This window comes from Marinobacter sp. UBA3604 (assembly GCF_002375325.1).
GTDB classification, from domain to species: Bacteria; Pseudomonadota; Gammaproteobacteria; order Pseudomonadales; family Oleiphilaceae; genus Marinobacter; species Marinobacter salarius.
In genome coordinates this window covers 21,492-44,125 of sequence record NZ_DFMB01000001.1, presented here as the reverse complement: position 1 = coordinate 44,125, position 22,634 = coordinate 21,492, and the positions used below count along the sequence as shown (strand labels likewise).

The following is a 22,634-nucleotide window of genomic DNA, read 5'->3' as shown; positions in this document are numbered from 1 at the left end:
GGAGTAGACTGGTGATAACTCATCAAACGGTAGCGGTTGTGCATGGATACAGACACCAGTCCGGTGTGGCAAAGACACGCCTCGGCCATCCTCAGCGGGTTCCTTGGGGACTGGCTTGAGGCGCGAAACAACCCTTTGGCGGTGCCCATGGAGTTCTTCCACGGGCGCTCGCCCATTGACTTGTCGGCACCCGCAGTGGAGTCGCCCGGTTCGACACTGTGCCTGTCCATACATGGTTTGATGGAACTGGAGACGGTTTGGGACCTTCCGGGGCAAGCCGATACTCACTACGGGTCCCTACTGGCTGACGAAGGACGCTCCATCACACCGCTTACCCTTCGCTACAACACCGGCCGACCGATTTATCGCAATGGCGAAGACCTTGCCGAGCTTCTGGAAACCCTGATCCGCCGTTGGCCGGTGCCAGTTGAGCGAATTATTCTGATGGGCCACAGTATGGGCGGGTTGCTGATTCGCAGTGCCTGCCATCATGGTCAGTATCTAGCTCACCGCTGGGTTGAGAAACTCACCGACTGTGTCTACATCGGTTCGCCACACGATGGTTCCTGGCTGGCAAAAGGCGCGAAGGCCACAGCCGACCTGATGAACCGGGCACCACGGGATTACCTGCGCGTGGTGGGTGAGGTGATCGATCTGCGCAGTGAGGGTATTCGCAATCTGTCCCGCGGGGAGGTTGTTCATGGGAATGAGGGCGAACCTCCTCTGCTACCCGGAACCCGGCATTACGTTGTCTGTGGCCTGCTGGCGCGATCCCGTCAACATCCGATCAACGCCCTGTTTGGAGATGCGCTGGTGCATGAATCCAGTGCTCGTGGCCATGAGCGGAGGGGCTGGACACTCAGTGGTGTCGCCAGCTTCCCCGGCGTTGACCATATCCGTCTGGCCCATCACCCGGATGTGGCCAGCCAACTGAAGGAGTGGCTGTTATGAGCGAACATAATCGCAATTGGTGGGCTGGCGTTGCCGATATAACAGCCAGTGGCCTCAATCACGGCGCTCTCAAAGTGGAGCGTATTCATCTGTCGATTGCGGATGAAACCTTCAATATTCTGCAACGGGTGCCGATTGCCCGGCCCTGGAGTGAGGCTGTTCGCTCCATCCACCACGGCATTTCCCGTCTCTCCTATCGCAGCGTTTCGCTGGCGGCTGCCAGTCTTGAAGCATCCGTGAAATACATCAATGCGCCGAAAAATTGCAAAGCTGACATTAACTAACATGAAAATGAGGTGAACAGACCGTATTGTGCATTTAACCCACATCCCGCCAATTTGTAGGTAGCCTGAGTTCAGGTAATCGGTATGACGCTTTACCGGTTAATCCAACAGGAAATCAATCATTTCCGAACTCAGAAGGATGGATGCGATATGAGCTATAAATCCGGTTTTGCCTATGTAACGGTTCTGGCCTCGGCCATGCTGGCCGCCCCGGTTGTATCAGCCCAGGACAACACCGATCGCGACAGCTCCGGTGTATATCTGAGCGGCAGTTATGGTGGCTACAAAGCCCATGGTGGCGAGTTTGATGATGAAAACGATCTGTTCGGCGTGGGGCTGGGCTACCAGTTCAACCAGTTCTTCGCCCTGGAAGCCGAGTACATTGATTTCGGCAACTTTGGCGACGATGACGTCGATGGCAAGTTGAAGGGTACTTCCCTTGGCCTGATCGGGCGGCTGCCTTTGACAGATACCTTTGGTGTTTATGCTAAGGCTGGCGCATTTGCTTCGTCGTTCGATGTAGACGCGTTTGACGAAAGTGAGACCTACGATGAGGTCAATCCATTTGTCGGTGCCGGTGTTGATTTCCGGGTCACCGAACAGTTGACGGCGTTTGCGGAATACAACCGCTACAACGTTGATATCGACGAAGACGACTTCAATGGCCAGGTCACCAATGACGGGCCGGACTTCGATACCGGTCGTGTTGGTATGCGTTTCCAGTTCTAACGTAAGTACCTGAAAAACCCGGGGCGGTTCTGGCCCCGGGCTTTTTATCAGCTTCTCTGCAATACCTACCGTATTACTGAACGTTTTCCAGCTCGCCAAACCGCTCTGCGAACAGCGCTGACGACAAGTAGCGCTCGGCGGAATCCGGCAGAACCACCACGATATTCTTGCCCTTGAATTCCGGCAGCTTTCCGATTCTGACCGCAGCCACAACCGCTGCACCACAGGAAACACCACAGAGGATGCCTTCCTCCTGCATCAACCGGTGCGCCATGTCCATGGCGTCCTGATTGCTGACTTTTTCCACCCGGTCCACCAGGTCCATGTCCAGGTTGCCCGGAATGAAGCCGGCGCCAATGCCCTGGATCTTGTGGGGTGCTGGTGTTTGGTCCTGACCGCCGCGGGCCTGAGTGATGATTGGCGAGTCTTCCGGCTCCACGGCAACGGTGGTGATGGCCTTGCCTTTGGTATTGCGGATGTAACGGGTTACGCCGGTCAGGGTGCCGCCGGTACCAACCCCGGAAACGAAGATGTCGATGGCACCGTCGGTATCGTTCCAGATTTCGGGCCCGGTGGTGTCCTCGTGGATGCGGGGGTTGGCCGGGTTCTCGAACTGCTGTGGCATGAAGCAGTTGTCCGGGTCTTCAGCAACGATCTCTTCGGCCTTGGCGATGGCGCCTTTCATGCCCTTCGCCGGCTCCGTAAGCACCAGTTCCGCCCCCATGGCCTTCAGTACTTTGCGGCGCTCAAGGCTCATGGATGACGGCATGGTCAGTTTCAGCTTGTAGCCTCTCGCAGCAGCGACGAAAGCCAGCGCGATGCCGGTGTTACCGCTGGTGGGCTCGACGATCGTCATGCCGGGTTTGAGAGCGCCACGCTTTTCCGCATCCCAGATCATGGCGGAACCGATCCGGCACTTCACGGAATAGGCCGGGTTGCGCCCTTCAATCTTGGCCCAGATGGTGGCCCCTTCGTTGACCCGATTAAGCTTGACCAGCGGGGTGTTGCCGATCGACAGCGAGTTGTCTTCGTAGATCTTAGCCATGGTGTCGTCTCCTTTGCGTTTTCCCTGTCGCAAAAGGATAGCATCAGCTAGCCCCGTCTGGCTGCCTGATCTTCAGTGGTGAGAGCTTCCAGGCGGTTGCGGCCGTTTTGCTTGGCGAGATACAGCGCCTTGTCTGCCAGCCGAAGGAATTCCGCCGGCACCGTGTCCTTGCCGGGTGTGCCAGTGGCCAATCCAATACTCACGGTAAAGCGGATCTGTTCGTCGTCGCAGCAGGTGGCTTGCCCCGCCAGACCCTCGCGGAATGCTTCCAGCCGCGAAACCAGCTCATCACGGTCGCTGAAGCTGGTGAATATCACAAACTCCTCACCGCCGAACCGGGTAAGGCGGTCTGTGTCACGCCGAAAGTGAGAGCGCATGGTATCTGCCAGCGCCACCAGACAACGGTCGCCCGCGTCGTGGCCGTAGGTGTCGTTGATTTCCTTGAAATGGTCCGCGTCCACCATCGCCACGGCAAAGCCGGCTCCGTGTCGTTGACACCAATGGAAGCTCTTGCTGAACTCACGGTCGAAATAACTGCGATTGCCGATCTGAGTCAGGTCGTCTGTTACGCTGAGATGCGCAAGGCGGTCATTGGCCGCAGCGAGTTCATGATTCAGGCGCCCGAGTTTGCGGTTCCAATAGAACAGCAACCCCAAGAGCACCACGGCACCCATGATGAGCTGGAATACCAGGGTGTAGTCGACGGTCTGTTCCAGTTTGAGTCCTGCCCATTGTTGTTCAATGGTTTTAAGCTCCGCTTCCGTCAGGCTGGACACCAATTTTTGCATGATGTTGAAGAGTTCGGGCTGGTCATTCCGAGTGGCGACCCCCAGGGTCCAGTCTGCGGGAATTCGCCCGAGCACTTTCAGGTCCGCCAAACCCAGCTCCTGCATGTTGTAGCTGGCGGTGGACAGAGTGCCAAGGTACCCCGCCAGCTTCCGTTCCTGAACCATGCGCAGTCCGGTTTGTTCGCTGGGCACTTCCACCAGATTGAGGCCGGGATTGGTTGTCCTCAGCAGTTCCAGAAAAGCGTAGTCCTTTACCACGCCGACCGGCCGGTCCCCCATGTCGTCCAGTGTATTGATGTAGGGGGCTTCCACACGTCCCAGAAGCACGCTGGGAATCTGGATATAGGGTTTTGTGAAATTCAGGTATTCAAGCCGCTCCGGTGTTTCCATGGCCATGGAAAGCATGTCGCAGTGTCGGTTTTTGACTGCCTTTATGGACTCGGACCAGCTGTCTACGGGAAGAGGGGTGAATGTGATATTGGAACGATTCGCAAACAGGGCGAAGATGTCGGCGGAAATACCGAGGTGTTTATCGTTTTCGCTGAGGCCCTCCAGTGGCAGCCAGTCAGGGTCTACGCAGATGGTCAGTTGTCGGTTGCGGTCGGCCAGCCAGGCCTGTTCGGCATCGGAGAACGTTAACGGGCCGGTGGCCGGTGTCCGGTTACGACGGGCGGAAGCGCCAAGCCAGCGATTCTCGATAGTGCGCATTTCCGTTGGGCTGATGGCCTCCAATGCGGCGTCCATTATAGAGGCGAGCGGCTCAAGAGCGGGACGCACGCCAAAGCGCAGGTCTTCTCCCGGCATGCCATCAAGGGTCATTTCGCCGGCAATATTCACTCCGGCAATGCGAAGCTCCCTCACCCAGTAGTTTCCGTTTGGCAGGGCTGCCAAGGCAACATCGACGGAGCCCTCAGCCAGAGCCCGGAACATGGCCTGCTGGGAGGTGAAAGCGAACACATTGTCGCCCAATGCCTCACGAAGGGGTCCCTCGTAGTAAATACCTGAACCAATAGCGACCTTCAGTCCCTGCAAGTCTGCTGGCGAGCTGAATGCCAGATTCTTATCCAGAGTGAAGGCGACGTTGGGAATGGTATGGTAGGGCCGGGTGAACCGTATGAACGCTTCGCGTTCGTCGGTTTTCGAGATATTGGCCATGATATCAATGTCACGGTCCATAAACCGGGGGTACAGTTCCGACCATTGCCCGGGCACCGGTACGATTTGCAGGCCGGTCAGATCCGATATCCGGTTCAGCACGTCAACGGACAGTCCTTGCAACGCGTCTGCGTCGTGAAAGCTGAAGGGCGCATAGTCACTCATAAAGCCCACCCGTACCGGGCCGACCTCACTGATGTAGTGCTGATGGGCATCACTCAGGGTAAAACCCGACGATTCAGCAATGCTGGTCCCGCCGTATTCCTGCCACCGCTTGAACAGTTCCTCAATGCGCTTATCGGGAATGGCAGCCAGGCCGCTGCTGACCACGTCAAACAACTCATCGTTTGATTTCAGAACGCCAAGTCGAAAGTCTTCTTTCGACCATTCTCCCAACGGTGCGGGGCCAGCAATCTCCAAAAACCGGAAGCCGGCCTCGTTAGCGTAATAGTTCAGGGTCAGTTCAGGACCGATGATGCCGTCCACCCAGCCGAAGGCCAGTGCCCGGACCAGACCAGGAATGGAATCGTAGGTGACGAGCGACAAGCCCGCCGTTTCAAGTGCATCGCGGAAATAGGCGTCACGCACAACGCCAATACGGTAGTCATTGAGGGATCCCGGGGAATCAATGTCTTTGAGCGGGTTGGCTGGGTCATGCATCAGATGCATCTGGCGAATGTGGTACGGCTCGGTAAACTGTATGGTTCTGGCGCGGCCGTCGTTGTATGAAATTCCTTCGATAACGTCGATGTCGCCGCGCTGGAATGCACCGAACACTTCGGGCCAACTGCCTGCCCGAAACTCAATGTCCAATCCTGACTGGCTAGCCACCTCCCGGACTATATCGATAGAGAAGCCGGAGGCTGTGCGGCCCGCCATGGACGTGTAAGGTTTGTTGTCGGCCACAATGCCAACGGAGATGGGTTCTTTTACAGAGGGCCAGGCAGGCATCGATAGGAAGGTGAGCGCCAGTACACCGAAAATGCTAGCAAGCAGTGTGATCAGAGATGGCCTTTGCCAGGCAATTACAGCGCTCATCGGGTGATTCACAATTCTGTGGTGATTAACTAGTGAGTGTAGTCGTTGGCGGGTTATTTGCCCAATGACGAGGTGATTCGTGGCCTGCGATTGCTGGTGCGTGATGGTAGGATGTCGCCACCTCAGTACGTTATGGGAACGACCATGGGCCTTTTGTTTGAACAGATCGACAGCCAACCCTCATCATTGGGAGAGATCACGCTTCGCCGCCGTCGCATTCCGGCGCTGGGTGACCGGGATATCTATGAGGTGAAGCTGGGTGAAGAGTTTCTCATGTCCAGCATGTTTGTGGACGCGGAAGTAGCCCTGGCGGACCTGGGCCTGAACGCCGTCGAGGGCGAACAGCTTAAGGTGGTGGTCGGCGGCCTGGGGCTGGGCTACACCGCGGAAGCGGCCCTCAAACATGAGCGCGTGAGCGAGCTGCTGGTCGTGGATGCCCTAGACACCGTCATCCACTGGCATCAGCAGGAAAAGGTTCCGTTGGGTAAAGTGTTGAATGCCGACCCACGTTGTCGCTATGTGTTGGGCAGTTTCTTCGATCTGGCGGTATCGGAATCCGGTTTCGATACCGAAACCCCGGGCAGGGTGTTTGACGCCATCCTGCTGGACATTGACCATTCCCCCAGGGCCCTCCTGAATGAGTCCAATGCCAGCTTCTACAATGCTGAAAGCTTAGGCGGAATGGCGGCCCATCTGCGCCCTGGCGGCGTTTTCGCCATGTGGTCCAACGACCCGCCGGACGAGCCGTTCATGGACGTGTTGCGAACTCTGTTCACGGATGTGGATGCGAAGGTGGTGTCGTTCTACAACCCGTTCCAGAATCGGGAGTCCACCAACACGGTGTTCCTGGCCAGAAAGCCGCTCAGTTGACCGAGCGGCCGGTGTAGCTGGAGAAATCCGGCCTTTGCGGCTGGTGCTGATCATCCGTCATATAGGCGGATGTCAGGATGAACTCTGCGGTGGCCCGGTTGCAGGCGACGGGAATGTTCCACAATGCAGCAATGCGTAGCAGGGCCTTGATGTCCGGGTCGTGTGGCTGGGGTTCCAGCGGGTCCCAGAAGAACACCAGCAGGTCAATTTCCCCTTCCGCGATCTTGGCGCCAATTTGCTGGTCGCCTCCGAGCGGGCCACTGAGCAGGCAATGGATGTCGTCCCGGCCCAGGTTTTCCTTGAGCAACCGGCCAGTGGTGCCGGAGGCGTAGAGTCGGAGGGAGGCAAAGCGTGTCTGGTTGTCGGCGACCCAGTCCACCAGTTCTCTCTTTTTGTTGTCGTGGGCGACCAGAGCGACGGATTTAACGGCCATTTGCGGTAAAGTCTCCTTTGTGGGGTGTGTCCGGTATAGGGCTCCAGTGTTTCATATTCGTGATAAACGCGGAACAGGAAATAGGTGTTATGTCGACAGATCACGCCATCAACTGGGCAGAGACGCCCGCCGCCGTGTGGCGCCGCCACCGTCAGGGTCTGAGGGCCATTCGGCGGCTCGACCCGGTGGGTTGGGCCGACCTGACCGGCATCGAGCGACAGCAGGCTGCCCTAGCCCGTAACACCGAGCGCTTCCTGGCCGGTGAACCCTCAAACAATACGCTGCTCTGGGGAGCCCGGGGCACCGGCAAATCATCGCTGATCAAGGCGCTGCTTAACCGGTATCGGGAGCAGGGGCTACGGATGATCGAGGTGGACAAGGACGATCTGGTGAACCTGCCGGAGATCGTCGACGACATCGCTGAATTGCCTTGGCGGTTCGTGATCTTCTGCGATGATCTATCGTTTGAAGTAGGTGAGTCGGGTTACAAGGCGTTGAAAAGTGTGCTGGAAGGCTCGCTCGAGCTGCCGCCCGAAAACGTCAGGGTGTACGCCACCTCCAACCGCCGGCACCTGATGCCGGAATTCATGGACGATAACCTGAAAAGCGAGATGCGCGGCGGCGAACTCCATCCGGCGGAGGCCATCGAGGAGCAGGTATCCCTGGCGGACCGGTTTGGGCTGCAGTTGTCGTTCTATGGTTTTCCTCAGGATGTATACCTGCAGGCCATTGATGCCCTGTTTCCCCAAGTGAGTGATCGCGAGGCGTTGCATCTTGAGGCCATTCGCTTTGCCACCAGCCGGGGTGCCCGTAACGGCCGCACGGCGCAGCAGTTCTACCGCCAGTTTGCCGGCGACCCGGATGCCTTTGGCCAGTAGGCAACTGGTTACTGTCGCCGCGCCAGCCTGATGAACCGGTGGTGAATCATCCGCACGCCGATGAACACCAGGCCCAGCACAACCGGTATGGCAATGCCCAGAACCAGCGAGGTGTTGACGTCGAATCCGGCGTCATCGGCGGACTCCAGCGCCAGCTTCAGCAGTGCCAGCAGGTAGTAGCTGATGACCACCACGGAAAACCCTTCCACTGTGTGCTGCATCATCAACTGGATTTTTGAGCGCCGGTCCATGGAGCTCAACAACTGTTGGTTCTGGCTCTGGATGGCCAGCTCCACCCGTGTACGCACCATGTCCGAGGCCCGGTCCACTCTGCGTGACAGGTCCTCCAGGCGTTCCTTCACCGATTCGCAGGTTTCCACCGCCGGTGTCAGCCGCCGGGTCATGAACTCGGTGATGGTGAGGTGTCCCGACAGCTCATCTTCCCGCAGCTCTTCCAGGCGGGTCAGCACCAGCTGGTGATAGGCCCGTGTCGCCGAGAAGCGAAAGGTGGCATGGGCGCGGAAGGCTTCGATGCGGGCCGCAATGTTGGTCAGATCCGCCAATACCTCACGTTCGTCGATGTCCTGGTTGTCCGCCAGGGACTGGGTTATCACCGCCAGTTGCTGGTCCATGTCGTTCAGCGAGGGTGTCATCTCCCGTGCCAGTGGCAGCGACAGCAATGACATCAGGCGATAGGTTTCGATTTCCATCAGGCGTTGGGTCAGCCGGCCGAGCTGGCTGTCGGACATGTCCCGGTTGAGAACCATGAAGCGCCCAAACCCATCACTATGGAGCCTGAAGGTGCCCCACACCCGGGCCTTCCCTTCCCAGGGGCTGCTGCCCACCAGTCGTTCTCCCTCGAACCAGTGGCGGATTTGCGCCAGGTCGGTTTCCGGGCCGTTTGAGGCTTGCTGCAGGTCAATATGAAAGGCGGCCACCACGGTGCCGGTGAGCTTCTCGAGCCATCCCTTGGGCAGCGACGAGATGCCGGTATCCTGGAAGGGCTGATGGTCGTCCCCAATACCCAGATTGATAAACGTGTAGGAGGCAAACTCCATGTGCATTTCACGCCGGATACGCAGGGAGCCAAAGGTGGCCTCGTAGCAGCTGACGTCCTCCAGTGGTTCGGGTTGCCCCAGCATGATGTGCAGGTCTTGCCAGTGTCGGAACTGGACGGCCCGTTGCTCCGGGGTGGTTAGCAGGGCAATGTGGGTAACCTGCGCCGGGCATGGCAGCACGTGGAACGGGCGGGAATGGAGCTCGTTGTAGAGCTCTGCCCGAAGAGGGTGCAGATCCAGCTGTGTGAGCGGCGGGTTCAAGGCTTGGTCCTTTGACGACGATTGAGGGGCCTACAACGGAACAATAAAGGCTCGCGGGTCGTTCCGAAAGACGACTTGTGGCTTACGACTCTGGTCGCGGGCGGGACGGCAAAAGCACTGTAAAACGCACGCCACCGGTATCATCGCTGGCCATCACTTGGCCGTTGTGGTGCTCGGCAATCAACCTGACGATCAACAGGCCCTGGCCCAGGTGTCCTTCCTGATGGCCGGTTCGCACGGACACGAAGGGGCTGAAAATATCACTGGCGAGGTTCTCCGGCAGGGAGGAACCTTCATTGAACACGCTCAGTTCCAGGTGTCGGGCGTTCTGCGTCAGCCGTACTTCAATGTTTCCCTGCTCTGGTGTGAAATCCCGGGCATTGTCCACCAGTTTGTCCAGAAGCTGCACCAGCAATTCCGGGGAACCGTGGCATAGACAACCGTTGGCCGGTCCGATGTAGTGAATACGGTGGTCGGGGTCCAGTTCCTGATAGGCGAGGGTGGTCTGGGAGGCGACTTCGGCCAGGTCAAAGGTTTCCTTTTCGGCGTGGTCAAAGCTTTGCTCCAGCCGGGCTGCCTCGCTCATGCCCTGCAGTATCTGGCTGAGGCGGTCGGTGGCGGAACGGGCTCGTTCGATGTAACTGGCCTGATCAGCCGGGTCTGTGGTTTGCCCCAGATTCTCCAGGGAAGAACGTACCACCGCCACGGGGGTTTTCAGTTCGTGGGACAGGCGCCGGGAGAAGCTCTCCAGATAGTCTGTGTAGCCCTGAAGGCGGTCCACCATTTGGCTGAATTGCCGTGACAGGTCGCCCAGTTCGTCCTTCGCTTTTGCAGGTGGCAGGGTGCCCAATACGCGGCCGTCGTCGTCAATGCTGGCGCTGACCGCCCGCTGCAGCCGGGTAATGCGCCAGGACAGCCAACTGGCGTAACCCAGTAGAACCAGCATCAGGCCGATGATCAATAACACGCTGCGGGAAATGACCGAACCAAGGGTGCTGCCGGACAAAGCCAGCAATTGGTCCAGTGATTCTTCCAGCACCAGCATCCGGCCATCGCCCAATGATTGTTTCACCAGCATGTAGGTGTCGCCGTCCCGGTGACGAACCAGCCCCTGTGATGGCAGTTCCCCAGCGTCCATGCGATGGGTTTCCGCATTCAGCCGTGAAGGCTCGGGCTGGTAGAAGCTCACCAGTGCCCGCAGGCCGTTCAGGCTGATGCGTTCCAGGATCTGCAGTGGGCTGAGGCTGTCGAATTCAGCCTCGTCGGTTTCGGAGTCGCGTGTCTGGCGAGCAATCACCCAGCCGTCCGGCTCCAGAACCCAGGTGCCCTGGCCCGGAGCAATCATGGCCGCAAGTCGGTTTTCGAGTTGTGGCATTCGGGTGACGATGTGCGCTGAGGTGGGGCCAGCAGAGACGCGTCCATCACCGGTGGCTACCGGCTTTTCCGTAGGCCATGTCACCTGGAAACCAAGGCGGGACGAGGGTGCCGGACGCGGCATTCTCAATTCAGCCTGGTAGCCGTTGCTGACCGCCTGCCAGTAGCCGCTGATGCGATAGTCGGTTGCCCCTTCGCGCTCCGGATCAATCGCATTGATGGCCCCTGGCGCCTGGGTTCGGATCAGGCGCCGCGTCGTCTGCTTATCACCTATAACCTGGAGTTGGATCTGGTCATGGGGTTGGCGGGGTTTGCCGGGGTTGAAGAAGTCAGCGGTTCTGCCGCTGACACGAATCAGGAGGTAGAGATGGGTTTGATCGACGGCTGCCTGCCAGGATAACTCGGGTCCGTCTTTGTCGATGGCTTGTTGTGTGCCTTGCCACTGCTGTCGGGATTCTTCCTCATCATATCCGGGCCAGTCGTCGCCGTAGCCATCCAGATTCGGGCTGCGGGACAGGAGGTCGGCGTAGATAACGTTGGTACCCGCAGCAACCGTTGGGGTCTCGGCAAGTTGTTCCGCTGCAAAACCGGCCGTGCGTCCGGCCTGGCTCTGCAATTGACGAGCGGCCTGGTCACGCAGGGCCTGGTCCAGCTCCAGCACGAACTGCAGGCCCGCCCAGGGAATCAGCAGCATCAGCAGGCTGGCAATGAAGAGTTGGCGCTTAAGGGTCAAAACTCAGGCCTCATGGGCGTTCCAGCGGTAACCCATGCCGTAGGCGGTGTGAATGCCATCGAAGGCGTCGTCGATCTGCAGGAACTTTCGGCGTATACGTTTGATGTGTGAGGTCACCGTATTGTCGTCCAGTACCGTGCTGGCGGCTTCCATCAGTTGGTCGCGGCTGCGAACGTGGCCCGGGTGCTGAACCAGGGAATGCAGCATCCAGAATTCGGTGACGGTCAGGTCGATGGGCTGGTCATTCCATTCTGCCGTCATGCGGTCCACGTTTAATGCCAGGCGGCCACGGTGCACCACTTCATCCGGTTGCTTCAGGGCCTCGGCCCAGGCATCTGCCCTGCGCAGCAGAGCGGTAACCCGGGCCAGCAGGTGGTCCATGCTCATATCCTTGGTGACATAGTCATCGGCACCCAGTCGCAGGCCGTGAACGGAATCGATGTCGCTGTCGCGGGCGGTCAGGAAGATGATTGGCAGGGTTTTGGACAGGCTGCGCAGGTCCTGACACAGCGTAAAGCCGCCTTCGGGTTCATCGCCCAGTCCCACGTCGATGATGGCCAGGTCCGGCAGGGCGGTGCGCAATACCTGGAAGGCACTGTTGCGGTCACCATAGGCAGACACCCGGTATCCCCGGCGCTCGAACGCGTCACGGTAGTTTTCCCGGATGGCGGGTTCATCTTCAATCAGCACGATGTGTCGCTTCATAGCCTGCAACCATTCCCCTGTTTGTACGGGTTCCTATTTAACCATGGCCTGTGGCCAGAACAAGGTAAAGCAGAGGGTTTGCCACAATTCATCATTTTTTCATCGCCGGATCGCCAGATTGTGGCACCGGATCGCCGCTTCCATGGGCTGAAATAGTCGCCAGTTGCCACCAGGCGTGCTTTTTCAACCACAGTGATACAAGGAAGCGAAACAATGCTGTTGACCAACCTGGGACCCTATTCATCAACCGCCCCGAATGGCGGGCGGCAGATTGCCGGTAGTATGACAGGGAGCAAGATCTCCCCTCGGCTGCGACGCTGGCTGGAGGGCATTTCCCTGTGGCTGGCAGTGCTGCTTTTCCTGTTTGTACACCCGGTGTACGCAGAGGCCTCCGAAACTGGACGCGAAGGCGCCGGTGAGTTTCATTTTGTCGATGATGCCGGCCAGCGACTGGGCTCGGCAACCCTGTTGAACACAGACTACAACGTAACTGTCAGCGGTCTTATCGCCGACACCCGCTTGCGCCAGAGCTTCCGTAATACCAGTCAGCAGTGGCGGGAAGGCGTGTTCGTGTTCCCGTTGCCGGAAAATGCGAACGTATACGGCATGACCATGACCGCTGGCGAGCGGGTGATTGTCGGCGAGATTCACGAAAAGCAGGAGGCCAAACGCCAGTACGCCAAGGCGAAGGAGGAAGGCCGTAAGGTCGCCCGTGTAGACCAGCAACGGCCCAACCTGTTCACCACCCGTATGGCGAATATCCCCCCGGGAGAAACCATCACGGTTGAACTCAACTACCAGCAGGCGGTGCGTTACCAGTCCGGCGAGTTCGAACTGCGCCTGCCCACCACGCTGACACCGCGCTACATGCCTGGCCAGGCACTGGACAACGAGCCGGCGCAGTGGTCGGGTGGTTGGGCGTCGCCCACCACGGCAATGCCGGATGCCGACCAGATCAGCCCGTTCACGGTGCGGCCCGACGATGTGGGCCCGGATAGCCATCGCGCAACCATTGCCCTGGAAATCAACGCCGGCCTGCCGGTAAGCCGTGTGTCGAGCCCCAGTCATCGAGTGACCAGTACCTGGAACGGCAACACCGTGGAGGTGGCGCCGGAATCCCGGGCTGTGCCTATGGACCGTGATCTTATCGTGCGCTGGGCGCCTGCCCGGGGTATGGAGCCCGCAGCCGCCGTTTTCCAGGAGCAGTGGCAGGGTGAGGACTACCTGCTGGCGTTAGTGGTGCCCGGCGTCAATGGAAAACAGCGCCTGCCAAGGGAGCTGGTGTTCGTGATCGACACCTCTGGTTCCATGGCTGGCGAGTCCATCCGTCAGGCCCGGCAGGCGTTGTTGCGGGGGCTGGAGACACTCGATGCCGATGATCGTTTCAACGTTATCCAGTTCAACAGTCAGACCCACTCACTGTTTATGGAGGCGGTTCCCGCCAGTGGCAACAACCTTGCCCGGGCACGTCGTTACGTGAAAGGGCTGAACGCCGATGGTGGCACCGAGATGGCCTCGGCTCTGGATGCCGCGCTTGAGATGACCGGTGATGGTGGCGAGGAGTCCCGCGCCAGGGTCAGGCAGGTGGTGTTTATTACCGATGGAGCTGTCGGTAATGAAAGCGCGCTCTTCGGGAAAATTCGTGATGGGCTGGGCAGCAGTCGGCTGTTCACCGTAGGCATCGGTTCTGCCCCCAACATGCACTTCATGCGTGAAGCTGCACGCTATGGCCGCGGTACCTACACCGCCATCAGTGACCTGTCGGACGTGGCCCGCCCGCTGGACGAGCTGTTCGGTAAGATGGAGGCGCCGGTGTTGACCGATATCGCAGTGAGTTGGCCGGGCCAGGCCGCTGCAACCGAAGCCTTCCCTGACCGAATTGGCGATCTGTTCAGGGGGGAGCCCATGGTGCAGGTTGTGCGCGGCCTGCCGGCTGAAGGCGCACTCGACGTTTCCGGGCGTCTTCCGGATGGCAGTCAATGGCAACAGTCGTTGAGCCTCGAACAGGCCGCCAACGGCAAGGGCCTGCATCGTCATTGGGCAAAACAGAAAATCGATAGCCTGATGGACAGTGGGCTGACCGGCCAGATTGATGATGACGCGCGCCAGCATGTGATCCGTTTGGGGCTGGAACATCAGTTGATGACAAAGTACACCAGCTTCCTGGCCCAGGACAAAACCCCGTCCAGACCGTCTCAGGAGGCGCTGGAAACCGACAGCGTGCCCACACTGCTGCCCGCCGGGAGCCAGGGCACGATGTTGCGATACCCCCAGACTGCAACCATGTCTCCACTGCTGATCGCCATTGGCCTGATTGGGCTGATGTTCTCGGCCGCGATCACGCTCCTGAAGCGGAGGGTATACCCATGAACCGATTGATTCTCCTGTTGGCGACGACGTTCGCGACTGTCCTGGCGGTCGGCCTGTGGATTCCGTTCAAGGCCCTGGTGGCGCAGGAGCTTCTGGAGCTGGCCTGGGCTGAAAGCCAGGCGCGGCAGCAGGAAACCCGGCCCTGGCCCTGGGCAGACACCTGGCCAGTGGCCCGCCTGATGGTGCCTGAAACCGGCCAGTCACTGATCGTGCTGGACGGCGCGCACGGTGAAAGCCTGGCCTTTGGGCCGGGGCAGGTGGTGGGCAACGACGGCCGGGCGGGCCCGGTAGTAATTGCGGGCCACCGCGATACGCATTTCCGGGGGCTACAGCATCTGGAAACCGGCAGCCGGGTAAAGTTGCAGGATCGCGATGGCGACTGGCGTTCATTCCGGGTGGACCGTATTCGCGTTGTCGATAGCCGGCACGAGCAAATCAATACCGCACAACTGCCCAGGGATTCGCTGTTGCTGGTGACCTGTTATCCCTTCGATGGCCTTGAGAACAACGGTCCGCTACGCTATGTGGTGGAGGCCACAGCCGAGCCCCTGGTGACGGCCAATAAAGCCGATAACGCCCTGGCCCGGGAGGCTGTTGCCGGAACCTGATTTTGGCGTACACTTGTGCGCCAAAAATTGCATCAGGGTTGTCGTTAATGGGAATGCCAAGAAAACTGCTGGCCTGGCTGATGGTGCCGGTCATCTGTCTGTTTGCACTGGTTCTGTATGTCGCCCGGCCATTCAATCCGGACAACAACCGCTTGCTGGCACGAACGATTGCCCGCGTCGGTCGTTTGCTCCTGGGCATGGAGCGCCCTCTGGAAGGGGCCGACAACATGCCGCAGGACCGGCCCACGGTCGTTATTGCCAATCACCAGCACAACGATGACCTGTTCGTGATGGGGGATTTGCTGCCGCCCCGCACCGTCACGGTAGGCAAGTCGTCGCTGATATGGATCCCGTTTTTTGGCCAGGTGTTCTGGCTCGGAGGCAATGTCATCCTCAACCGGGGACGCTCCCACAAGGCTGTTGCGGTGATGCAGGCGACCAGCGAAGCGATCAGCCGTGACCGCAAGAGCCTCTGGGTCTTTCCAGAGGGCACCCGCAGCCGCGGCCGGGGCCTGCAATCATTCAAGAAAGGGGCTTTTCACGCCGCCATTGCCTCCGGTGCGCCCATCACCATGGTCTGCGCCAGCCAGTACTATGATCGTACCCTGGGGTGGTCCGGCCGTCGCGAACCGGTGGCTATCCGGGTGCTTCCGCCGGTTGAAACCGCAGGGCTCACGGTTGCGGATATTCCCCAGTTGATGGCCCAGTGCCGCCAGCAAATGGAAGCGGCCATCGCAGACCTCGAACGTACCGCCTGAACGTGTCCCACGAAACTGCCTGCCTCCCTGCGGAAGTGCTTGAAGCGCCGGGTAAAACAGGGCAGTCTTTCGGGGACTGTTTCGCTGCTCGGAGATGCATGCAATGAATCTGATTCTGTTCCTGATTATTGGTGGTGTGGCCGGTTGGCTGGCCGGCCTGATCATGAAGGGCCGAGGCTTCGGCGTACTGGCTAACATCGGTATCGGTATTGTCGGGTCCGTTCTGGGCGGTTTCGTTTTCCGCCTGCTGGGCCTGGCTGCGCAGGGCGCCATTGGTGAACTGGTTACCGCCACAGTGGGTGCCGTGTTGCTGCTGGCGGTTGTCAGCGCGATCAAGAAGGCCTGATCATGATCGTACCTGTCTCTGCCGTTTTCGCAGCCGTTCTCGGGCTGTTGCTGCTGGTGTTGTCGGGAATGGTTTCCCGTTTCCGCCTGAAATATAAAAAGAGCCTGGGTGTCACCGACGACCGGGACTTCCAGGCGGCTGTCCGCGCCCAGGCGAACCTGGTGGAATACGCCCCCTTGGGGCTGGTGATGCTTGCGATTGCCGAGTTGAACGGTGTTCCCAGCGGGCTGGTGTACTGGACCGGAATGGCCTTTGTGGTGGGGCGTGTGTTGCATGCCTTCGGCATGATCAATGGCCGGGGCGGCCCCCATATTGCCCGTATGGCAGGCATTCTGTTGACCTGGATTGGCATCCTCGCCATTGCCGTGTTGCTACTCTGGAACGTGTTCCAGGTTTACGGCTGAGTCTCCTGCGGGGGCGACGCAGCCCCCGGATCTTCTATTTGCAAGGCCGGGCTCCTAGAGCGCCCGCGCCATTTCCATGGTGACGTATTCCAGTTCCAGCCGGCGGTTGGCGGCGTGGTCTTCCGGCCGCGCCAGCGGGCGATCGCTGCCCCAGCCGCTCACCAGAATCTGGCTTTCCCTGACGCCCTCGCGAATCAGTACTTTCGCCGCGCTGCTGGCCCGCAGGCGGGACAGGAAATGGTTGTATTCACTAACGCCGAAATTATCGGCATGGCCATGGATTCGCACCGTAGCGCCCGGGTTGTGTCGCAGGTAGAGCGCGTGCTGGCGCAGGATGGTCAGGTCCTGCTCATCCAGTCGATGCTTGTTGAAACCGTAGTGGAACCGCAGCCGGTGTGGTTTGCGGGGTGTGCTGTCCGATGCCAGTGAGGGCATCGGCAGGCCTGATTCGATGGCCGCTCTGGCAAGTAGATCCGGATTGTCCAGTATGAGTACAGTCATGGCAGTTTCCTTGGTTGCACGTCCTGTTTTTCTTGTTGTCCCGGCAACTATTGGCTGTGGCCGGGACAACGGCAATTGGCGATTGGTCGAAACCCATACTCCGTGCTCGTTTCGAGCATCGTGCGATTCGCCCCTTTGCGGCTGCCCTGATTGAATGTCATTTGTATGACCATCGTGTGACAACCGCAGAGTAGCCTGTTTGTGGTGCCGCGCACAGTTTGTTTTGCCCGTGGCCGGCTAAACCGCTTCAGGATTCATTACAACGCGAAAAACTGGCCATGCTGTGGTAAAAAGCACCTCTCAAGAGACAAATTATGATGAATTGTGACGGCCCATGCTGATTATCCCCGCCGAAAACACCGTGAACTGGAAGCGCCCACCCTGGGTTACCCTCGGGCTGATCACGACTTGCCTGCTGGTATTCTTCTTTTACCAGGGCGACGACAACCGGCTGATTGAAGAAGCGGTTGAGCAGTATCTGGAATCGGACCTGAAGTCTTTGGAAGCCCCGGTATACGAGGACTACCTCGAGCGCCAGATTGAGTTTGAAGACAATCAGAATCGGGTCTACGACCTGCAGAACTTCCAGCAACTGCAAGAAGAGGGCGGGGACTTGTGGGTTGCCTACAGCCTGCTGGCGGACCATGAGTTTTACCAGTACATGCTGCAGAACCGGGACAGGCTCTGGGCGCCGGCCGAGCGCCGCCTATGGCTGAAGCAGCGGGGGGACATTCAGACCCAACTGATGGACAGGCTCAGCGCCAATCAGCTGGGGCTGGTGCCAGCGGAATTTTCCCTCTACACGCTGATTACCTACCAATTCCTCCACGGCGGCTGGGGCCATATTATTGGCAACCTGGTGTTCCTGTTCCTGCTGGGGTTCACCGTCGAGAAGGCCCTGGGGGCAGGGCGTTTCCTGCTGGCATACCTGTTGTGTGGCGCTCTGTCGGGTGTGGTGTTCACCGCGTTTTCCATGGGCAGTCACATACCCCTGGTGGGTGCATCCGGGTCTATCTCCGGGCTCATGGGCATGTACGTGGCCATCTACGGGTTGCAGAGAATCCGCTTCTTCTATTTCGTTGGTGTGTACTTCAATTATTTTCGCGCCCCGGCGTTGGCGATCCTGCCCGTGTGGTTGGGCAAGGAAATCTACGATTACTGGTTCGCCGGAGCCACGGGCATTGCCTACATGGCCCACGCGGGTGGCCTGGTGGCCGGCGCGGGTATGGTCTGGCTGCTGGGCAAGAGCTGGTTGCAGGTGAAGGAAGAGTTTTTCGAACCAGAGGAAGATGAGCAGGACGAACGTTTCACCACCGGCTACAGCCAGGCCATGGCCAGCCTCGGCCGCATGGATTTCGACCTGGCCCGGCGCCAGTTCGAGGCGCTGAGAGAGCACTACCCGGACCGCACTATCCTGTTGGAGCACTTATATCAGCTGGCGAAACTGCGCCCGGACCTGCCGCAATACCGCGAGCGGACGCAGGAATTGATGAACGAGTCCCTTAGCCGGCGCCAGCCCGAGCGGATGGTCGAAATCTGGCAGGAGTACCTGGGCAAAGGCGAGGGCCATGCCCCGCTCGACGCAGAGGACCACAACCGGGTGTTGTTCACCTGCCTTCGTAATGACGACCTGAAAGCCGCGGAGAAAGCCTTCGAACGCCTGCGCAGTGCCGGTGATCAGCTCCTGGCCAGCGAAGCCTGCCGCTTGCTGGCCGAGGAGTTCGAAAAGCGCGAGATGACGCCCAAGGCTCGCCACTACAGGCAGTTGTTACAAGAAGGCTAGCTCACGGTTGGACGGCCGATTGTTGGGGAGACTTTTCCAAAACACGCTGTGAATACATCCATGTACGCTCGGCTCCGCCATCCATGGCTACGCACGGTTTTGGAAAAGCCTCCCCAACAATCAGCCTTACTCCTGAACTGCGAAAGAAGCCTTCGGGCCTTTCAATGGCTCCCGGTTCTCAACCTGCTGCAGGTACACATCGACCTGCTCGTGCAAAGGATGGTTCAGACAGCGTTTCTTGACGAAATTCAGGAACGCCGACGCTTTTTCCCACTGCCCCAGACCATTCGCCAGCGCCTGAGCGACCAGCAGATAGGCCGGTGCCAGTTCCTCGCTGTCCGGGAAACGCTTGTGGAAGTCCTGCAGTAACTTCAGCGCCGGTTTGAAATGCCCGCGCTGATACAGGCAACGGGCGCAGCGCACTGACAGCTCGGGGTCCTCCAGCCGGAACCCTGGCTCCACAGTTTCTATAGCCGCCAACAACGCCGCTATACCCTCGCCGTCGTTCCGTTCCGCCAGCATGTTCAGCAATCGGGGGTGATACCGATACAGCTCCGGAATATCATTGCGGACGGTCAGCAGCTGATGCAACTGCCCTAACCGAAAGGCGTTCTGGGAATCCCGTTTCAGGGCTTCCTTGAGCATCGACTGGACCCGGTCGTAGTTGCCGTCCTTCAGATTCATGTCAATGTCGGCGTCAAACCGATGGGTGCGGTCGCGGTTCTGCATTTCGCCGGCGTTTTCGTCATCCTGCAGATCGCTGGCAAAGCCCAGCTCCTCCTGGTACTGGAACAGCAGGTAACCCAGCATGTGGAACAGGATCAGCGTAAAGGTGCTGTTGAGAAAACCCGCCAGTGTACGGGCAACACCCGGAGCGAAGTGGGTGAGGGCGAAATCCTGGGCTGCCCCGGACGCCAGGGTCAGCAGGATCAGGTAGCCATACAGCAGGAAATAGGGCGTGCCGATGCGCGAGATCAGCACCGCCAGGTTCATGGGGTTCACCGCGGCCATGACCGAGCGCTCCATGGCCAGCACCATGATGCTGGCGGGCAGGGCCAGTATCACGAAGGCCACGGCCAGGAACATCAACAGCGGCCCGCCAACCATGGCAGCGGCCGCTACCATGCCGCCCATAAGCGCAAACACCAGTAGCTGCAGGATCACAATGTCAAACCCGCTGCCGGTAAATGCCACTGCTACCGGAGGCGGTTTCATATGACCCTCGGCGGTGTGGCTGATAACGGCATAGGTATACTTCAGCAGTGCCAGGGCCAGCACCAGCGTGATGATCAGGCCGATGAGATTGCCGCTGACGACCAAGGGCACCAGCGTACAAATGGCAATAACCATCAGCGGATCGGTGTGGAACGGGTAGCGGAAGAAAGCACCGATCCGGTTCCAGAATGGCACGGCCTCCGTGGCGGCACCGAGATAGCGCATGGCACGGCTGCAGTGGGGGCACAAGGCGTGTTGTTTTCGAGTGTCCGCATCCGGCATGCAACGGGTGCAGTAGTGTATCTGGCAGTCACCGCAATGCCATTTTGCGGGTTCGCCGGGGTGGTAATGGCAGTCGTGTTTCACTAGTCGCATCTTCTAATCAATTTTAGCCCACATGATTACAGATACTGGGTTTGTGGGCCAGGACACTGCGGATACCACATCAAAAAACAGCCTTACACCTGCAAAAGAAATCTTGGAGCTAATTTCAGTCGTGATTTTGTGCTATAAAGTGTACCGAAAAAATACAGCACTTAGTTTATTAAGCAGCTCGGTATGTCAATGGAATGAAATGTGTCTCATATGGAAAATGGAGTAGTTTATGTTTAATAAAGGACTATCTACCGTCGGCCTTTCTTTGTTACTGGCCCTCACTGTCACAGGCTGTGGTGGCTCGTCTAGTGATAGCTCCCCTGACGAAGGTGGCAGCGACCAACCTCCTGTTCAACAAGAGATCGATGTAAGTGGCGTTGTTCGTGATTACTACACGGGAGAGCCAGTTCCAGGTGCTTCTGTTGATATTACGTCTGCCGATGGCACCAAGGTGGCAGGCAGTGCGGGCGAGGACGGTCGTTTTACTTTGTCTGTGAATAGGGGGATTGCCAGGATATCTGTCAATGCTGATGCAGATGGCTATGCGGAATCCTCCAGTATTGCCTCAACGCTTGACAACGTTGAACCTACGGGACTTGAACTCTCACTGTTACCAGCGAATAGCATACAGACATTCTCTGCTTCCACTAGTACTAACCTTCCGGTTGACGAGCTGAATGTCGTGGAGCTCGGTGCCAATGCATTTGTGCTCCCGGATGGGACTGTCTATTCCGGGGATGTGGATGCTGAGATAACGATTGTTGATCCCACATCCGATCCAAGTGTTATGCCTGGTGGCTATGAGGCGGTCGGTGCAGACGGTACCGAGGGGTTGATGGAGTCCTGGGGAGCAATAACTGCCAACTTTGAGTCCGAAAGTGGCGAAAACCTCCAGCTCGGCCAGGGCCAAATCGCAACCATCCGAATTCCACTAGCGCAGGGCAGGGCTGCGGCTACCTCACCTGCAACCATACCTCTATTCTATTACGATGATCAGGAAGGCGTTTGGCGGGAAGAAGGCGCTGCAACGTTGGTCACAGAGAATGGCATAAGCTTCTATCAAGGTACCGTAGAGCACTTCACAACATGGAATGCGGACTACCTGTATGAGTCCGTGGACGTCATCGGTCGAGTAGTCGACGAAAGTGGAGACCCTGTAGCTGATGCCCTGGTGACGTCTCAGGGGCAGGATTATATCGGTAGCTCTAGCGTTCGAACGGCCAATGACGGCACGTTTCACCTTCCGGTGCGCCCGAATTCCGATGTGTTGATCGCGGCTTCCAGAAATGGGTTGTCCAACACAACCTCGATTTCCGTGGGTGATACCGACTTTGAACTTGGCAACGATATTGTCCTGTCCGAAGCGGCGGTGTCGATTACGTTGACCTGGGGCGAGAATCCTGAAGATCTGGACACTCATTTTTTTGGCCCGGAGAATGAAAATGGTTCCAGCGAGTTCGAAGTCTATTACGGCAATCAGTCTGTGTCCGTTAATGGAACTCTCATCAACCTTGACGTCGACGATACCACTAGCTTTGGTCCGGAAGTGACCACTGTTCCCCGTTTTCCATACCCAGGTACCTATCGCTATCTGGTTTATCTATTTAGCGGAAGCGGGACGATTGAGGACTCGCCTGCCCGTGTAGAAGTTTCTATCGGAGGGGAAACCAGCGTTTTCTCGCCAACCCAGGCTCAGGGGACGGCTACCGATTGGTGGGCTGTTGTGAATTTCGTAGTAGACTCCGAGTTCAATGTCACCTTGCAACCAGTGCAGGAGTGGCGCGATTTCGGTGCTAACCCGGCGCAGGCGACGGTCAGCCCTTCGGCGCTGGGTGTTATGGAAGGCAACGAAAATCCAGCTAAGGCACAGGTTGAGCGTAAATACTATGCTCGTTGATTAAGCCGAGAAGAACTGTAAAAGGGCCCGGGTGAGGCCCTTTTTTATTCGTACCTATCGGTATTGTTGATTTCG

The 22,634-nt window shown here is 58.5% G+C and carries 20 protein-coding genes; 12 read left to right on the top strand and 8 right to left on the bottom strand.

Features of this window, described 5'->3' with window-relative positions:
- The first annotated feature begins 42 nt into the window (after positions 1–42).
- The 3 genes from B2590_RS00180 to B2590_RS00170 all read left to right on the top strand — a co-directional run bounded on the left by B2590_RS00180 (position 43) and on the right by B2590_RS00170 (position 1,964).
- On the top strand, positions 43–951 hold the full coding sequence (locus tag B2590_RS00180) for an esterase/lipase family protein (protein ID WP_041335473.1): 909 nt from the start codon (positions 43–45) through the stop codon (positions 949–951).
- The gene (locus tag B2590_RS00175; RefSeq protein ID WP_051947076.1) at positions 948–1,235 is read left to right on the top strand and encodes a hypothetical protein; all 288 of its coding nucleotides are present in this window, start codon (positions 948–950) and stop codon (positions 1,233–1,235) included. Before B2590_RS00180 ends, B2590_RS00175 begins: the two co-directional genes overlap by 4 nt.
- A 150-nt stretch (positions 1,236–1,385) precedes the next feature.
- A complete protein-coding gene (locus B2590_RS00170) occupies positions 1,386–1,964 on the top strand; it encodes a porin family protein (RefSeq protein ID WP_036211188.1) in 579 nt (192 codons plus the stop codon).
- Positions 1,965–2,037: 73 nt separating this feature from the next.
- On the opposite strand, the gene cysK is transcribed toward B2590_RS00170, so the two are convergent.
- Together cysK and B2590_RS00160 are read right to left on the bottom strand one after the other, a co-directional pair.
- Positions 2,038–3,009: a cysteine synthase A gene (cysK, locus tag B2590_RS00165; protein ID WP_041335476.1), complete on the bottom strand. Its 972-nt coding sequence runs from the start codon at positions 3,007–3,009 to the stop codon at positions 2,038–2,040.
- Positions 3,010–3,056: 47 nt separating this feature from the next.
- Positions 3,057–5,990 carry a transporter substrate-binding domain-containing diguanylate cyclase gene (locus tag B2590_RS00160; protein WP_082040584.1) on the bottom strand — a complete coding sequence of 978 codons (2,934 nt, stop codon included), beginning with the start codon at positions 5,988–5,990 and terminating at the stop codon, positions 3,057–3,059.
- A 57-nt stretch (positions 5,991–6,047) separates the two neighbouring features.
- Here B2590_RS00160 and B2590_RS00155 point away from each other — a divergent pair, with 57 nt between their 5' ends.
- On the top strand, positions 6,048–6,860 hold the full coding sequence (locus B2590_RS00155; RefSeq protein ID WP_227517844.1) for a hypothetical protein: 813 nt from the start codon (positions 6,048–6,050) through the stop codon (positions 6,858–6,860).
- On the opposite strand, the gene B2590_RS00150 is transcribed toward B2590_RS00155, so the two are convergent.
- Positions 6,853–7,293, bottom strand: a complete 441-nt coding sequence (locus tag B2590_RS00150) for a methylglyoxal synthase (RefSeq protein WP_007154894.1) — start codon at positions 7,291–7,293, stop codon at positions 6,853–6,855. The genes B2590_RS00155 and B2590_RS00150 overlap by 8 nt on opposite strands.
- An 89-nt stretch (positions 7,294–7,382) precedes the next feature.
- On the opposite strand from B2590_RS00150, the gene B2590_RS00145 reads away from it, so the two are divergent.
- Complete coding sequence (locus B2590_RS00145; RefSeq protein ID WP_036211178.1) at positions 7,383–8,171, top strand: ATP-binding protein; 789 nt, start codon at positions 7,383–7,385, stop codon at positions 8,169–8,171.
- A gap of 8 nt (positions 8,172–8,179) precedes the next feature.
- Here B2590_RS00145 and B2590_RS00140 read toward each other — a convergent pair whose 3' ends face one another.
- The 3 genes from B2590_RS00140 to pdsR all read right to left on the bottom strand — a co-directional run bounded on the left by B2590_RS00140 (position 8,180) and on the right by pdsR (position 12,302).
- On the bottom strand, positions 8,180–9,490 hold the full coding sequence (locus B2590_RS00140; RefSeq protein WP_278368425.1) for a DUF3422 family protein: 1,311 nt from the start codon (positions 9,488–9,490) through the stop codon (positions 8,180–8,182).
- An 82-nt stretch (positions 9,491–9,572) separates the two neighbouring features.
- A complete protein-coding gene (locus tag B2590_RS00135; protein ID WP_041335481.1) occupies positions 9,573–11,597 on the bottom strand; it encodes an ATP-binding protein in 2,025 nt (674 codons plus the stop codon).
- 3 nt (positions 11,598–11,600) lie between these two features.
- Positions 11,601–12,302: a proteobacterial dedicated sortase system response regulator gene (gene pdsR / locus B2590_RS00130; RefSeq protein WP_036211169.1), complete on the bottom strand. Its 702-nt coding sequence runs from the start codon at positions 12,300–12,302 to the stop codon at positions 11,601–11,603.
- Between the two features lie 213 nt (positions 12,303–12,515).
- Between pdsR and B2590_RS00125 the strand changes: the two genes are divergently transcribed.
- The 5 genes from B2590_RS00125 (at position 12,516) to B2590_RS00105 (ending at position 16,788) form a co-directional block, all read left to right on the top strand.
- Positions 12,516–14,672 carry a marine proteobacterial sortase target protein gene (locus tag B2590_RS00125; protein ID WP_278368422.1) on the top strand — a complete coding sequence of 719 codons (2,157 nt, stop codon included), beginning with the start codon at positions 12,516–12,518 and terminating at the stop codon, positions 14,670–14,672.
- Entirely contained in the window at positions 14,669–15,280 is a 612-nt protein-coding gene (locus B2590_RS00120) for a class GN sortase (RefSeq protein WP_036211163.1), read from the top strand. Before B2590_RS00125 ends, B2590_RS00120 begins: the two co-directional genes overlap by 4 nt.
- 47 nt (positions 15,281–15,327) lie before the next feature.
- On the top strand, positions 15,328–16,038 hold the full coding sequence (locus B2590_RS00115; RefSeq protein ID WP_036211160.1) for a lysophospholipid acyltransferase family protein: 711 nt from the start codon (positions 15,328–15,330) through the stop codon (positions 16,036–16,038).
- A gap of 103 nt (positions 16,039–16,141) precedes the next feature.
- Entirely contained in the window at positions 16,142–16,384 is a 243-nt protein-coding gene (locus B2590_RS00110) for a GlsB/YeaQ/YmgE family stress response membrane protein (RefSeq protein ID WP_007154902.1), read from the top strand.
- A 2-nt stretch (positions 16,385–16,386) separates the two neighbouring features.
- Positions 16,387–16,788 (top strand): MAPEG family protein, encoded by a 402-nt coding sequence (locus tag B2590_RS00105; protein ID WP_036211157.1) that lies wholly within the window; start codon positions 16,387–16,389, stop codon positions 16,786–16,788.
- Positions 16,789–16,842: 54 nt separating this feature from the next.
- On the opposite strand, the gene B2590_RS00100 is transcribed toward B2590_RS00105, so the two are convergent.
- Positions 16,843–17,289, bottom strand: coding sequence for an OmpA family protein (locus B2590_RS00100; protein ID WP_036211154.1), 447 nt, complete (start codon positions 17,287–17,289; stop codon positions 16,843–16,845).
- A 334-nt stretch (positions 17,290–17,623) separates the two neighbouring features.
- Between B2590_RS00100 and B2590_RS00095 the strand changes: the two genes are divergently transcribed.
- Positions 17,624–19,072, top strand: a complete 1,449-nt coding sequence (locus tag B2590_RS00095; RefSeq protein WP_036211151.1) for a rhomboid family intramembrane serine protease — start codon at positions 17,624–17,626, stop codon at positions 19,070–19,072.
- Positions 19,073–19,198: 126 nt separating this feature from the next.
- Here the strand turns inward: B2590_RS00095 and B2590_RS00090 are convergent, their stop codons facing one another.
- Complete coding sequence (locus B2590_RS00090; protein ID WP_286811717.1) at positions 19,199–20,653, bottom strand: hypothetical protein; 1,455 nt, start codon at positions 20,651–20,653, stop codon at positions 19,199–19,201.
- A gap of 238 nt (positions 20,654–20,891) precedes the next feature.
- Here B2590_RS00090 and B2590_RS00085 point away from each other — a divergent pair, with 238 nt between their 5' ends.
- Positions 20,892–22,559 (top strand): carboxypeptidase regulatory-like domain-containing protein, encoded by a 1,668-nt coding sequence (locus B2590_RS00085; RefSeq protein WP_126811203.1) that lies wholly within the window; start codon positions 20,892–20,894, stop codon positions 22,557–22,559.
- The last annotated feature ends 75 nt before the right edge of the window (positions 22,560–22,634 follow it).